The sequence below is a fragment of the Flavobacterium sp. UW10123 genome (assembly GCF_040538975.1).
GTDB lineage: Bacteria > Bacteroidota > Bacteroidia > Flavobacteriales > Flavobacteriaceae > Flavobacterium.
In genome coordinates this window covers 21534-36286 of sequence record NZ_JBEWQE010000022.1, presented here as the reverse complement: position 1 = coordinate 36286, position 14753 = coordinate 21534, and the positions used below count along the sequence as shown (strand labels likewise).

General features: G+C 39.2%; 15 protein-coding genes. 13 read left to right on the top strand and 2 right to left on the bottom strand.

The features are described from left to right. Window positions 1–21: 21 nt before the first annotated feature. Window positions 22–1668 carry a tetratricopeptide repeat protein gene (locus ABXT06_RS21005; RefSeq protein ID WP_354592494.1) on the bottom strand — a complete coding sequence of 549 codons (1647 nt, stop codon included), beginning with the start codon at window positions 1666–1668 and terminating at the stop codon, window positions 22–24. A 459-nt stretch (window positions 1669–2127) separates the two neighbouring features. On the opposite strand from ABXT06_RS21005, the gene ABXT06_RS21000 reads away from it, so the two are divergent. The 3 genes from ABXT06_RS21000 to ABXT06_RS20990 are packed head-to-tail and all read left to right on the top strand — an operon-like array spanning window position 2128 to window position 4650. Then, complete coding sequence (locus ABXT06_RS21000; protein WP_354592493.1) at window positions 2128–2667, top strand: hypothetical protein; 540 nt, start codon at window positions 2128–2130, stop codon at window positions 2665–2667. Between the two features lie 10 nt (window positions 2668–2677). Continuing rightward, the gene (locus tag ABXT06_RS20995; RefSeq protein WP_354592492.1) at window positions 2678–3460 is read left to right on the top strand and encodes an AraC family transcriptional regulator; all 783 of its coding nucleotides are present in this window, start codon (window positions 2678–2680) and stop codon (window positions 3458–3460) included. Then, window positions 3457–4650, top strand: a complete 1194-nt coding sequence (locus ABXT06_RS20990) for a hypothetical protein (RefSeq protein WP_354592491.1) — start codon at window positions 3457–3459, stop codon at window positions 4648–4650. The genes ABXT06_RS20995 and ABXT06_RS20990 overlap by 4 nt, the downstream gene beginning before the upstream one ends. A gap of 5 nt (window positions 4651–4655) precedes the next feature. Here ABXT06_RS20990 and ABXT06_RS20985 read toward each other — a convergent pair whose 3' ends face one another. Beyond that, complete coding sequence (locus tag ABXT06_RS20985) at window positions 4656–6230, bottom strand: hypothetical protein (protein ID WP_354592490.1); 1575 nt, start codon at window positions 6228–6230, stop codon at window positions 4656–4658. Window positions 6231–6463: 233 nt separating this feature from the next. Between ABXT06_RS20985 and ABXT06_RS20980 the strand changes: the two genes are divergently transcribed. From ABXT06_RS20980 to traK, 10 genes are all read left to right on the top strand, one after another. Continuing rightward, window positions 6464–6949: a hypothetical protein gene (locus ABXT06_RS20980; protein ID WP_354592489.1), complete on the top strand. Its 486-nt coding sequence runs from the start codon at window positions 6464–6466 to the stop codon at window positions 6947–6949. Between the two features lie 128 nt (window positions 6950–7077). Then, entirely contained in the window at window positions 7078–7416 is a 339-nt protein-coding gene (locus tag ABXT06_RS20975; protein WP_354592488.1) for a DUF4134 domain-containing protein, read from the top strand. A gap of 9 nt (window positions 7417–7425) precedes the next feature. Further along, window positions 7426–7737, top strand: a complete 312-nt coding sequence (locus tag ABXT06_RS20970) for a DUF4133 domain-containing protein (RefSeq protein WP_354592487.1) — start codon at window positions 7426–7428, stop codon at window positions 7735–7737. 31 nt (window positions 7738–7768) lie between these two features. Next, on the top strand, window positions 7769–8419 hold the full coding sequence (locus ABXT06_RS20965; RefSeq protein ID WP_354592486.1) for a DNA cytosine methyltransferase: 651 nt from the start codon (window positions 7769–7771) through the stop codon (window positions 8417–8419). Further along, a complete protein-coding gene (locus tag ABXT06_RS20960; protein WP_354592485.1) occupies window positions 8400–10868 on the top strand; it encodes a TraG family conjugative transposon ATPase in 2469 nt (822 codons plus the stop codon). The genes ABXT06_RS20965 and ABXT06_RS20960 overlap by 20 nt, the downstream gene beginning before the upstream one ends. 11 nt (window positions 10869–10879) lie before the next feature. Next, window positions 10880–11569, top strand: coding sequence for a conjugal transfer protein TraI (locus ABXT06_RS20955; protein ID WP_354592484.1), 690 nt, complete (start codon window positions 10880–10882; stop codon window positions 11567–11569). A gap of 12 nt (window positions 11570–11581) precedes the next feature. Further along, a complete protein-coding gene (locus ABXT06_RS20950; protein WP_354592483.1) occupies window positions 11582–12202 on the top strand; it encodes a hypothetical protein in 621 nt (206 codons plus the stop codon). A gap of 11 nt (window positions 12203–12213) precedes the next feature. Next, on the top strand, window positions 12214–12849 hold the full coding sequence (locus ABXT06_RS20945; RefSeq protein WP_354592482.1) for a TerB family tellurite resistance protein: 636 nt from the start codon (window positions 12214–12216) through the stop codon (window positions 12847–12849). Between the two features lie 10 nt (window positions 12850–12859). Then, window positions 12860–14056 (top strand): conjugative transposon protein TraJ, encoded by a 1197-nt coding sequence (gene traJ, locus ABXT06_RS20940; protein ID WP_354592481.1) that lies wholly within the window; start codon window positions 12860–12862, stop codon window positions 14054–14056. 12 nt (window positions 14057–14068) lie between these two features. After that, window positions 14069–14692 (top strand): conjugative transposon protein TraK, encoded by a 624-nt coding sequence (gene traK, locus ABXT06_RS20935; protein ID WP_354592480.1) that lies wholly within the window; start codon window positions 14069–14071, stop codon window positions 14690–14692. Window positions 14693–14753 lie beyond the last annotated feature (61 nt).

Genomic DNA, 14753 nt, shown 5'->3' with positions numbered 1-14753 from the left:
CTTTTAAGCCATAAAACTAATTTAGCTATTTTCAAGATTTTTTAAGAAGTAACTCAATGGCATCCCCATTCTCTTTTTAAAAATATCATTAAACTGCTGTGCAGTTCCAAATCCTGCTTCTTCAGCAATAACACCAAAATTGTAGCTACGTAGTTTAGAGTCTTCTTCAAGCTTTTTAACTATATAGGCAATTCGAAGGCTGCTGATATAATCAGGATAAGACATTCCCTTGTGAAAATTAATAACCTGCGATAAATACTTATAGTTGGTTCCAAAACTTATCGCCAGCTTTTCTATTTTTAAGTCCTTTTTCAAATAGCCTAAAGTTTCTTCAAATTTAGCCAGTTTCCTTAGAAGTCCTTCTTCTAAATCATCTGATATGTTTGGCCGCTGCGCCCTGCTGGTATTTTGAACCAGCGGAAGCATATTTGTTTTTTTATAGCTGTCAAAGTTCTTTTTATAACGGCGAAGCTGAAAGTTTCGGTATCCAAGATATCCTGCAATGGGAATCATCAGACAGGAAAGGGCCAGCAGAGCCCTGCGCATTTTTTTTTCGGTATTAAGTTCGTGCCTGATTTCTACATTGTTGTTTATGAGCTTTGCGGTGTCATATTCTTTATAAATGCGGCTTGACAGATATTTATAATTTGTGTATAGAATTTTATCAGCCTGAATAAGTTTTGTGGTGTAATGAAGCTCTGATTCACGGTCAGTTTTTCCTCTGTAATAATCGATCAGCATTTCGTAGGTCTTTCTCAGATCAGGCCTGATATACTTAGTGTCCGTAAAAATTTCATCTACTTTTATCAGAAATGGATAGGCAAGTTCTCTTTTTCCGCTATCCCAGTAAGAGCTGGCTATATAGAAATAGGCAACAGCAATATTTGCAAAGTCTTTCTGTTTTTCAAGTTCAGGCAGAGAACTACTTAGTTTTGCCATAGCCTGCGAGTAAAATTTGCGGTAGTAATCATTGACACCTTCGGAATGTTTTAGATATGACAGCATTGAAGAATCCTTAAGCCTGCCGCTTTCCTGCACGGCCTTTTCATTAATATCCGCTGATTGGTGGTAATTACCGAGCTTGGTGTAACAGAGCGATAAGGAGTGAAGACAGTTTAGATAAGCACGGGAATTCTTGTCTCTGAAGTAGTCGGCACATTTCAAAAGGATTGAAACCGCTTCATTGTAAAAACCCAGATAGTACTTTACCAAAGCAATATTATACTGGGTTTTGTATTTTAAATAATCATCGCTGCCGCCGGCAATGAGTTTGTTGGCAGAGAGATAGCAGTCCAGAGCTTTATTGTAATCTTTGCCGCTATAGTAAACTATACCCTTAGTTAGCAGTGCTGAACCTATCTTGTCATTTTTTTTCGTCAGCTCCGAAGCTATCAGGACACTATCCGAATATGCAATTTTCTGTCCGTACTCCACTTCATAAATATAATTTTTATATCCATTAATAACCTCGTCCAGATTCTCTTCTTTTTTGGCTTTTTCCAGATAGGCATTCAAATATGGAAACACATCCGGCCGGCCCTTCAGCTGATCTATCGTCTCCTCCAGAGATTCGTAATCCTTTTGCAGAAGATTTTTATTTTGACTGTACAGATTTGATATCTGAGCAATCAAAAGAACTATCGTAAGTAACCATACATGTTTAATCATTAGGTCGATTTAAGTATTTGACACATGGAAAGTTTGAGACAAGGATATTAATTTCCAGAATAGGCATAAAGTTACGCAAACGTTTAAAAATACAAGTTTTTTCCTAGGAAAAAATACCTGTGAAATTCCGGAAATTACCATCAAACTTTCCGGAAGTCAGATAGTTAGTGCTTGCAGGGTCCGTGTGGTGTGTCTAAGTTTGTTTTGAATTCAAGGACAAGGATTGCATTTGCCAATCCAGGTTCACTAATCCGGGTTAATGGGCTGATAAATTATTTATTTAACGAAACCTATTGACAAAATGAAAAATCTATCTTTTATAGCACTGTTTCTAATCAGTACCGCATGCAGTACGGATAGTATAGTATAGAGGAAAACACTTCTACAGCACAGAATACAGCAAAAAAAACGAATCTGTCAGGAGTTGCAGCATCAAATTCCTTCAACCCGTATGATAATGTGGGAGAATCCTATCTGCTGCTGCTTGATAATTATGATATCTTTCATCCAAAGCCGTCAAATTCAATAGATGCCAAGGAAGTTCTTGAAACAATTGGTACAGGAATGGGGATACTCAATGCCAGCTATATACCCGAGAGTCTTCAATCAATTGCTGCAGTGCAGCAGCTTTCTATTGATGACTTAAGTCTTGCGATTTCTCAATCAGGACTTAGCACACAGGCACAGGGGATGCTGCTTAACTGCATTTCAGGGCTTCTGCTGCTTAAAGAGCAAGATGCGGCTTATGATGAAGCTTATGCTTTTCTGATAGCTTTTGAATCGCAGGTTATATCTTCAAATTTGAGTGCCGAAGAAAAGCAGATACTGCTGTCAACATTGTCTATTGTCAGATATGATATTTATAACGGAAGTGCTCGCAAAGGGAAAGACAGGGATTGGGAGCTGTCTGTGGGTAATTTTGTTTCGACAGCCTACGGTGCAAAACAGAGTTCTTCCCATGCAATCATAAACGCGGGAATTTCAAATATTCTACATTGAAAATCAAGTAATGAAAGAGGCTAGGGGCGAAATACAGTTTCAAATATTCTATGAAAGTTATGAAAAAGTCCTTAGCCTGCTTTCGAAAAAGCATACTGAAAAGATAATTGTCATTTTTCCAATAAAAATAAATTGTGAAATCCATATTTCAGTTTTCATAAATAAAGAGGCTTCAGTTAATATAAAAAGAACTTTAAGTGAACAGCCTTCAACTGAATATCTTTACCTTCTCCAAATTGACAATACCAATATAATTTTGAACCACAATCTATTGGAACTTTATGTCAATGGAGAAGTGTTCGTAAAAATTGAGGCAGAAGATATTAAACTGACGGTACAGATATTTAAGAAACTATATAATGCAGAACTAAAGAAAGAAGGGAGAATGCTTGCGCAGCTTTATATAAAAATATTTTTTCAGCATCTTTTTCAGATGCTCAGCAGACTAGAAAGTTTTGATCTGAGAGAAGAAGTATTAGCCAAGCAGTTTATACGCTTATTGCATTCAAAAAAAATTCCTCTGCATTATGTGAAGGATTACGCAGAGCAGCTTTTCGTAAGCAGGAGATATCTAACTGCAGCAGTTCATAAATCACTAGGGAGAACTCCAAAATCTATTATCGACAATATACTTGTTGAAAAGGCACGGGAAATGCTGAGAACAAAAATTACGATCTACAATGCTGCTGAGGAGCTGGGATTTGAAAGTCATGCTTCCTTTACATCATTTTTTAAAAAACATACAGGGCTAACTCCCAGTGAGTACCGGCTTAATAAAAATCAAAAAAAATGATCCAGAACTATCCCTTAGAGTGGCTGGATTCTCTGATTTCCATTACTCTCAACCCTTCAAAAATGTATCTTCGGGATCTTGGGAAAGACGATATCCAGAACCTGTCTGAAAAAGCTGTCATTGAAGCTGTTCATATACAGTCTGAGCTGAAGAACCAGATTTTTGCTCTGCATAAAGAAAATCAGATACGACTGCTTGTACAAAAATATCATTCGGCACTTATCATTCTTCTTGATACTCTTGACCATTATTTGAAAGATTTTTCTTTTAGCAAGGAAGAGTACGGAAATATTGCAGGAACTCTTATATCATGCCTTGATGAATTATTATTTTTTATTGAAGCACGTTATTTGAATTATCTGACATTAGAAGAAAGAGTTCCGCCGACTTATCTGAACGTATCCAGAAATGAGATGAAACTGAAGCTTAACCGTCTTCAAAAGAAATTAATTGCCGATGTGGCAGATCCAGTATTCACCTCTATCGTCTTGGACAGCCTTTATCGCTTTGTGCAATCTAAAAAAACGGAAACAATAACTTTACGCGAGCTGCTTTACCGAAAAGAGCTGTTGCAGAAACTGGAGCAGCACGGCAGCGATGAAAGACGTACAAGTTTATATAATAGTCTGCACGAGCTACTGGTTTACATGAATTATAACAGCCGAGATTATATCAACTATTTCACCAAAAGTATCGCTGAAAAGGTAAATGCTTTAGAGACAAAGACTGAGCGGATTGACAGTCTTCATTTTCATTACAAAGAATTCAGCCAGATGCAGTCGCACCAGAGTTTTGTGCTCTATCCTGAACATGAAAATCTTAAGCTGATACTGGACAACTGGTTCCGTCAGGAAATTCTTTATCTTGAAAAAACAATGCATCTTCCAGAGAATGTCCGTGAAATAAAGAAAGGAATCAGGCAACCACTCGCAGTACAGGAAAAGATAAAGGTTAATCTTTCTGCAGACCAGCTGGCGTTGATACTTCGAGCTTGTGATGAATCCCAGCTCTTGGTATCCCGTTCAATGAGCCAGGTATTCAAACAGATTATTCCCTTTGTGTCTACTCCGCTGAAACAGCAGTTATCGTATGACGCTGTCAGAAGTAAAGCGTACCATGCGGAGGAGAGGGATAAGGAAATTGCCAAGAAAATATTGGAGAAATTGATCAGTAAGATTGACACTTACTAAAAATATCAGCTTTTGCTTTCTTCTTTTTCAGATTTCCTGATATTGATAGGCAGTCCGACCTTAAAACCAAAGTTTGTGTCAAGATCAGGATGGACTTTTAAATCATCTCTTGAAACGAATAGCAAAATACTTACAACGCTTTTCTTTTCTGATTTCACATTAATCATAAAGCCAGTTTCAAATGGTAGAGTTTCTTTCTTAACCAATGCTTCATTTTTGCTGTATCCAATTTTGGCGTAGACGCCTATGACCTTTGATGAAATGTAAAGTTCGGTACTGTATTTTTGAAGAAATCCATAAGAATATGGAGCTCCGTCTTTTGTGAAGTAGCCCGTTTTTTTCTTTTCCTCGACCATTGTTCCTGTATCAATGCTTTCAGGATTAGTGTTATAAATGAAATCTTTTTTACTGAAATCCTTAAAGTTGGAAGCTCTCCCAAAGTCAGCCAGAGCCCTCAACATTAAAAAGGCGCCGGACTTTGTTGTGGCAACGTGATTAAAACTAGCCTTTATGCCGTACAAATCCCCTTTGGTATCGCTGAAACGATCGGCAAAAGTTTGTATGCTGCTGTTATTATTGTAAATGTCAAGGATTTCTCTTTCGTAGTAGGGAGACAAACCAAAGTAAGTATTGTATTCAATAGTCCATATGTCCTTAAATAGTTTGATCTGTTTATCATTTACTTCATCTTCGATATTCTCTGCCCTCACAAGAATCCTGTCATAATCTTTAAATAATTTCGCCAAATCGAGGCCGTCAGGAACTTTAATTTCCAAAGTTTCTTCACTTCTTCCCCTTATTACTAAGGTAGTCTGTTTTCCGTTTTTTACCGCCGCGATAAGAGTGTCGTAATCGGCGTATTTTGCATTTGGATCTGGATTTTTATAATATTTTTCGAGAAACTTTAGCAGGTCTTTTTTATCGGCTGGCTCTAAAGGTTCTTGTACATACTTAGAGAACCAGCCTAAAGTCTGCATCAAATTCTGATGTTGCAGTTTTCCTCCAAATATCCCATACCAACTCTCGTTAAGCTCTGATTTAGGAAGTTCCAGATCTACCAGAATGTTATTTAATATCCTTAGTGTATCAGCTACTTTTTGCGTAAGTTCCTTTTGCGTAAGGTAATTTAAATAGCGTGCCCTGTTTGCTTTTCCACTGTCGACATTGTCTTTAATAGCAGGATAAAATTTTCCATTGCCAAACCACGCAGGTGCAAATAGATTCAGGCTTAAACTTCCCTTTTTACTTCCGCCGTCTTTGTTATCAAAGATAAATGCACCTTCATCGACAGAGAATGAACCATCAACTGTAGCTAAAAAATACTTGCTGCTGATCAGGGCACCGCTGAGAGAAAGTTCTGTTTTTTTTTCATCATACTCATAGGCAAAACCCTGTTTTGCATTATTTTCTCCTAATACCATGAAGTTGATATCCTGCATGATATTCTTATTGAAAGCAGATTCATTCAGAGGATTTTTTAAGGTGTCTGGAACAGCAGCTTTGAGTTCTTGCGCTTGAGAAAGCAAGGGCAATACTAAAAATATTGGAAGCAATAAGCTTTTATGAATTATGGTTTTCATATCATTGGTTTTGCTTCAAATGTAGGAAACAACGAGTTAATTTATATAGGTAAAAATACCTATTTTGTTAATAATTAGTAATTTATATTCTAGGGCACAACTTGGGGCACAACTTTAAAGTTGTGCTTTTTTAGTTTTATGCAATGCGGTTACTTTGTCCTGTAAATAAACCATAATTCTTCTATTGGTTTATTCATAGTATGAGATGATGTTGAATGATAAATGGAAATGCTATGTTAAATTCTATTTCATGGAACAGTTACCTATTGGCTGTTGCTACTGTATTACTTTTATGGTATCTGTATACCGGATTTCGCTATTATTCGTCTGAGATAAAGCAGATTCTTTCGGGCAGAAAGAAAATTGGTTTTCCGTCATTAGGAAAAAAAACAAAAAATGATTCATTTCATTCTTCTGACCTGGAAGATGTTAATCCTACAAATCTCAATGAAGCATTTGATGAATCTTTTGCCACTCTTGATGAGGTTAAAGAACTATCAGCACGTATTACTGAGGCCGTTTCAGAAAGCGCCGAAATAAGACGTTCAAAGGAGGAATTCAAAAATTATATCAGATTAATATTCTCTGATTATCCTTATGTAAAAATTTCCTCTTTACGCGGCAATGTAAATAATCTGCTTGCTTACCAGTCCAAAAAGCATCCAGAACTTCGTCTTACTTCTCAAGAGGCAGATCACCTATGGGAAGAAAATAATTAAATAACAGCAGAGGAATTTTCCCCGTCCGCTCTAGTGCGGTATGGTAAAATGTGACAAGGAGAATAGATGATGTGACGGCGCTGTTCCTCTGCTTTTTGTATTAGTATTAATCTTTAAAATGATGTGTGATGGTCAGTGATGGAATAAAATTAAAGCGTTTTTTTAAAACAAACAAGGTGTTAGTAGGCACAATTCTTTTGGTTATACTAATTAACGGGAATGGATATGCTCAAGACGGCGTTGCTGGAATAAATGAAGCCAACCAAAAAGTAAGAAGCTATTTTGATGCCGGTACGGAACTTATGTACGCCGTTGGAGCAATACTTGGGCTCATAGGAGCGGTGAAAGTATATCAGAAGTGGAATGCAGGGGATCCCGATACAGGGAAAGTTGCTGCGGCATGGTTTGGAAGCTGCGTGTTTTTGGTCGTTGTGGCTACAGTGATCAAATCTTTTTTTGGTGTCTAAAATCTGAAAATGAGCAGTGTTTATCAGATTAACAAAGGAATTAATCAGTCAATTGAATTTAAAGGACTTAAAGCCCAGTACATATGGTATCTGGGAGGAGGTGTTGTGGGACTGATGATTGTTTTTGCAGTGCTTTTTATAATCGGTATTCCTTCACTTGTCTGTGTGGCATTTATAGGAACGGCAGGAACTGTAATGGTGCTGAAGATTTATAAAATGAGCAGACAGTATGGCGAATATGGGATGATGAAAGCTCTTGCATCAAGACAGGTTCCTAAAAGTGTCAAGGTTCGCAGCAGGGCTGTTTTTATGAAGTTATAGTTGTAGAACGTTGGATAAATGAAGAATGATTATGAAAGTCTTAAACTTATATGCCGGGATTGGAGGAAACCGTAAAAATTGGAAAAATGTTTCAGTTACTGCCGTTGAGCTCGATCCATTATTGGCGGAAGCTTACGGACAGAAGTTTCCGCAGGATGTAATAGTAGTCGGTGATGCGCACCAGTATCTTTTAGATCATTATAAAGAATTTGAATTTATCTGGTCATCACCGCCGTGCCAGTCGCATTCCTCTTTCAGGCAGAACATCTGCGTAAGATTTCGCGGCACTCCTGCGGTATTTCCCGATATGAAGCTGTATCAGGAAATTTTATTTCTGCAGCACAATGCCGGGTGCTTATGGGCTGTAGAAAATGTTAAGCCTTATTACACTCCGTTGATCGAACCCAATGCTGTTCTGCAGCGCCACCTTTTCTGGTCCAATTTTGAGATTCCAGAGTCAAATATGCAGGCAGTGATTAAGATACGCCATGCACAGATTCCCGATCTTGAAGAGTCTTTGGGATTCTGTTTGAAGGGATCTAATATTCCAAATAAAAGGCAGGTCCTTCGCAATTGCGTGGATCCGCAGCTTGGCCTTCATATACTAAATACTGCCAAAAGTATTTGGCAGGAAAAAGTAAAAATTAGTAAAACCAGAAAAAATGGAAAAGGAGTTAGATGATGTTTTACCGATTATGGATGTGCAGCATGACTGCATTTTATCAAAGCAGGGAGATATAACTGTGGTATTTAAGGCGGAGCTTCCTGAGATTTTTACGCTTTCTGACCAGGAATATGAGGCGTTTCACCAGTCATGGATAAAGGCTGTAAAAATACTGCCCAAGTTCACTGTCTTTCATAAACAGGACTGGTTTCTAGAAAGCAGTTATAAAGCAGGTTTTGAAAATGAAGACAGCAGTTTTTTGACAAGAAGCAGTGAGCGGTTTTTCAATGAAAGGCCATTTCTTAATCACTCTTGCTATATTATGATTACCAAGAAACCAACAGGAAGAAAAAATTCCAGTTCGTTATTTTCTAATCTTATAAGGAATAATATTGTGCCTGACGAAACACTAAACATTCACTTTCTTCAGGATTTCATTGACAGCACAGGCCAGTTTAAAAGAATTATAGAAGACAGCGGATTCATCAGCCTGACAAGACTTAGAGATGATGAGCTGAAAAGCCAGAGCAGAAAGACAGGTCTTATAGAAAAGTACTGTTTTTTATCTGAAAATGAAAATGCGTATGTCTATAATGATCTTAAGTTTTCAGATGGTATGCAGATAGGAGATAAGCACAGCCAGCTTTTTACGCTTGGCGATGCCGCTGATCTCCCGGCGCTCTGTGGTTCGAGGATCAATTTTGACAGGTATTCAACAGATAGGACGAAGTTCAGCGTAGGTTTTGCTTCAACGCTAGGCCAGCTGTTGTCGTGCAATCATATATACAACCAGTATATTTTTATTGAAGATGCGCAGAAGACAATCCAGAAATTGGAAAGCAAAAGGTTAAGACTGCAATCATTGTCTGCTTACAGCAGGGAGAATATGATTGCAAGGGATGCAACCAATGATTTTTTGAACGAAGCTATCGCCCAACAGCGACTGCCTGTCAAAGCGCATTTCAATGTGCTTGCCTGGACATCTGAAAAAGAAGAACTGAAAAACATAAAAAACAAAGTTTCATCTGCTCTGGCACAGATGGATGCTGCAGCCAAACAGGAAACCGTCGGTGCTCCTCAGATCTATTGGGCGGGTATTCCCGGCAATGCGGCCGACTTTCCAATGAATGATGCCTTTGACACATTTACCGAGCAGGCAGTCTGTTTTCTGAATATGGAAACGGGGTACAGGTCTTCCTTAAGTCCATGCGGGATCCGTTTGGGAGACCGCCTGACCGGAAAACCTGTTCATGTGGATATCAGTGATGAGCCTGTGAAGATGGGAATCTGCACCAATAGAAACAAGTTTATACTTGGCCCTTCGGGAAGCGGTAAATCCTTTTTTACCAATCACATGGTCAGAAGTTATTACGAGCAGGGAACACATATTGTTTTGGTTGATGTCGGGCACAGCTATAAAGGTCTTTGTGACATGGTAAATGGCTATTATTTTACCTATGACGAAAAGAACCCGATCCGGTTCAATCCTTTTTACATCGGAGAGGGAGACAGTCTGGACACCGAGAAGAAAGAAAGCATCAAAACACTGCTTTTGGCATTGTGGAAGAAAGATGACGAAACCTTTAACAGAAGCGAGTACGTGGCGCTTTCCAATGCCCTGCAGCTGTATTATGAAAACCTCGAAAAGGATAAATCAATTTTTCCGTGTTTCAATACTTTCTACGAGTTTTTGAAAGAGGAGTTCGTTGCAATTCTACAGAGCGACAAAGTAAAGGAAAAGGATTTCGATGTGAATAATTTTCTGTACGTGCTTCGCCCTTATTACAGCGGGGGAGAGTTTGATTATCTGCTAAATGCCACTGAGAATCTCAATCTGCTGAAAGAACGTTTTATAGTATTTGAACTTGACAACATAAAAGACCATCCGATACTATTTCCGGTAGTTACTATCATTATCATGGAGGTGTTTATCAGCAAGATGAGAAAATTGAAAGGAATCCGAAAAATGATCCTAATTGAGGAAGCCTGGAAAGCCATTGCCAGAGAAGGGATGGCAGAGTACCTGAAGTACTTATTCAAGACCGTGCGGAAGTTCTTTGGCGAGGCTATAGTAGTGACTCAAGAGGTTGAAGACATTATTTCTTCACCGGTTGTGAAGCAGGCCATAATCAATAACAGCGACTGCAAGATTCTTCTGGACCAAAGTAAATACCAGAATAAATTTGACCAGATTCAGGAGCTGCTGGGACTGACTGATAAGGAGAAAGCACTCGTCCTTTCGGTGAACAAAGCGAATGATCCTTCCAAGAAATATAAAGAGGTTTTTATCTCACTTGGCGGGATGCTGTCAAAGGTGTACAGAACCGAAGTGTCTCTGGAGGAATATCTCGCTTATACTACAGAGGAAAGCGAAAAGGTGAAAATGAATGCCTTCGCTGCCAAGTTTGGCGGGGACATTAAAAAAGGGATTGCCGCTATGGCTCAGGAATTAAGAAACGGAACTTAAATTATTGGGAAATGAATATGAAAATTAAGGCTGCCACATTTTTAATGTGCTTCTTTTTAGCCAGCATGCCTGCAAGACCTGCAGAAAAAACAGTGGCTCTGCCGATACTGGAGATTGTAAAAGCAGTTACCAAGAAAGTGATAAAGGCCATTGACCTTGGGATCCAAAGGCTTCAGAACAAGACCATCTGGCTGCAGAATGCACAGAAGCAGATTGAAAACACGCTTTCAAAACTGAAACTCGATGAGATTTCGGATTGGACAAAAAAACAGCGGGATCTCTACAAGGATTATTATGAAGAGCTGCAGAAAGTAAAATCTATTATAACCTATTATCAGAGGATAAAAGAGATTTCAGCAAAACAGACCCGACTGATTGATGAATATGAAAAAGCTTGGAATCTCTTTAAAAGAGACGAACATTTCAAGGTTTCAGAACTGGAATATATGGAAAAAGTGTATGACGGCATCCTTGGAGAAAGCATGAAGAATATCGATCAGATATTTTTAATCATCGAGTCTTTTGCCACGCAGATGAGCGATCTGAAAAGGCTCGAAATCATAAATGCGGCGGCAGATCAGATAGATTCAAACTATAATGACCTGAGGCTTTTCAACCAGCAGAATGTGCTGCTCAGCCTTCAGCGGGCAAAAACGGATGCTGATACAAATAAGGTGAAACAATTTTACGGAATACCGTAATCAACTTTAAAAATGATGAAAAAGACAATAATGCTGCTTATGGCAGTGTGTTTAGCTGTCTGCCAGCTTCAGGCCCAGCAGGCAAAGCAGAAAAGAATGCTGCTCCTTCAGATAGCGGCGCTGCGCACCTACGCGGATTATGCTGCAAAAGGCTATAAGGCAGTTAAAAAGGGACTTAATTTCATATCCGATGCCAAGAAAGGAGAACTGAGCCTGCACAGCGATTATTTCACATCGCTGGCAGCAGTCAATCCAAAAGTAAAAAACTACGGCAGGGCTGCTGAAATAATCGCTCTTCAAGTTAAAATTGTAAAGACTTATAAAAGGACAATGGGAAGCCTCCATCAGGATGATCTGTTTCACGGCAGCGAACTTGATTATATTGAAAGAACCTTCAAACGCCTGCTGGACAGCTGCGGCGACAGTCTTGATACGCTGCTTTTAATTACAGCCAGCACTTCACTTGAGATGAAAGATGATGAGCGGATTGCACGCATTGATAAACTGTATGAAGCTGCGCAGGGAGATTATGCTTTCTGCGAGAAATTCAGCGGTGAACTTAAAATGCTGGCATTATCAAAAGCTAAAGAAAAAAATGATGCCAGACAGGCAGGTGCTCTGCTTGGTTTATAAACTAACATATCATGAAAAAGATATTTATATTTTTTATAACAGTACTTCTTTACTGCATGCCTTTTCCAGTAAAGGCGCAGTCGGCTGAAATCCAGCAGCTCATTTTAAATATCGAAAAGCTGTCGCAGTTTAAAAAGATTTTGAGCGACATGAAAAAAGGATATGATATTCTCAGCGGAGGTTACAAGTCCGTTAAGGATATGTCGAAAGGAAATTTTTCGCTGCACAAAACTTTTCTGGATGCTTTGATGCAGGTTAGCCCTGTAGTCAAGAATTACAAAAGAGTAGGGGATATTATTGAATATCAGTTTACGCTTATGAAGGAAAGCAGAAAAGGGATAGACAATATTATAAAAAATGAAAGGTTCAGCACGAAGGAAATCCAGTATTTTGAAAAAGTCTATTCAAATTTAAGCAGGGAAAGCCTTCGTAATATTGAGGAACTGACTTCAATTGTGACAGCGGACAAGCTCAGAATGAGTGATGACGAAAGACTGGAGGCAATTGATAAAATACATGAAGACATGCAACTTAAGGTGCTGTTTATTAGGGATTTTAACGGCTCGGCTACTGTGCTTGCGCTGCAGCGATTCAAGGAATCAAATGATGCGGCTGTTGTGAGAAATAGTTATCAGTTCAAGAATTAAACCTATTGTTATGGCAAATATATTTAAATCTGCGCTGGTTTGTCTTTTTATATTTCCTGCTGGAGTTTCTGCGCAGGGACTTGGGGATGAGATCGGCAGTCTACATAGCGTTCTGGAACAGCTTTATAATGAAATGATGCCGCTCTGCGGCAATCTGATTGGAGTCGGGCAAGGGCTGGCGGGTTTTGCCGCAGTCTTCTATATCGCTTCAAGGGTCTGGCGGCATATTGCCAATGCGGAACCTATTGATTTCTATCCGCTCTTCAGGCCGTTTGTGATCGGTTTCTGCATAATGATTTTTCCTTCTGTTCTGGCACTCATAAATGGTGTTATGAAGCCGACTGTTACTGCTACCGCTTCAATGGTCGATGGATCAAACAAAGCGATCGAAGTGCTGCTGAAGGAAAAAGAAAAAGCAGTGAAAGAAAGCGCACCGTGGAAAATGTATGTCGGAGTGCTGGGCACAGGTGACCGTGACCGCTGGTATAAATATACCCATGACGGTGCAGATCCTTCAGATGAAGGACTTATGGAAGGCATTGGTAATGATGTAAAATTTGCAATGGAAAAAGCTTCGTACAGTTTCAGGAATTCTGTAAAGGAATGGTTGAGCGAAATTCTGAGAATTCTCTTCGAGGCTTCTGCATTGTGCATTGATACGCTCAGGACTTTCCAGCTGGTGGTGCTGTCTATTTTAGGTCCTTTAGTGTTCGGCATTGCGGTCTTTGACGGATTCCAGCATACTTTGACCGTCTGGCTTGCCAGGTATATAAACATTTATCTCTGGCTTCCAGTTGCCAACATTTTCGGAAGCATTATTGGGAAGATTCAGGAACAGATGCTCAGACTCGATATTTCTCAGATTAATACTTCAGGCGACACTTTTTTCAGCAGGACCGATATCGGATATTTGATTTTCATGATCATAGGAATTGTGGGCTATTTTACTGTCCCTTCCGTCGCCAATTATATCGTGCATGCATCTGGAGGAAGTGCACTGGGACAGAAAGTGACAACTCTGTTTGGAGGATCTACTTCTTCTGTAGTAGGCGGCGCTGCGACAGGGGCTGGAATGGTAATGGATTCAATGGGCAATGCAGCCGGCAGAATGAGCCAGAGCATGAGTTCCTCAGCAGCAGCGTCACCTTATTTTGAAGAGAAAGGGAATTATATGAGCGATAAGCTCAAAGGAAATTCTAAAACTTAAAAGCAATCAATCATGTTTACAAAGATGAAAAATATAGATACTGCTTTTCGCCATGTCAGAGGATTTACAATGTTTGTTGTTCTGGGCTGTACAGCCATAACCTGCTATGCTCTGTATAAAAGTTTCGCCTCTGTGGCATTGATGCAGGATAAGGTATATATCCTCGCAAATGGAAAAGCGCTTGAAGCATACGCGTCTGACCGCAAGGACAATGTGCCTGTTGAAGCGAGGGATCATATAAAGACATTCCATCAGTTTTTCTTCAGCCTTGACCCCGATGATAAAGTAATTAAAACAAACGTAACAAAGGCGCTTTATCTGGCAGACAATTCTGTAAAGCGCATCTATGATGACTTGAAAGAGAATGGATATTATTCAGCCATTATATCAGGAAATATCAGCCAGACTGTTGCGATAGACAGCATCCGAATTGATATTAATGAATATCCCTATCGCTTCAAGTGTTTTGCCCGGCAGAATATCATAAGGACAACAAGCATTCTGAACAGGAACCTTATAACTGAAGGAACACTGCGAAATGTTTCAAGGAGCGATAATAATCCGCATGGATTTTTAATTGAGCGCTTCAATACGCTGGAGAATAAAGATCTTGGAACAGTTAACAGAAAGCCATGAGAGGTTTGTTTCAAAAACAAAAATGGAATTCCGAGCCGTCAAGGTTGTATCTGATTATCAG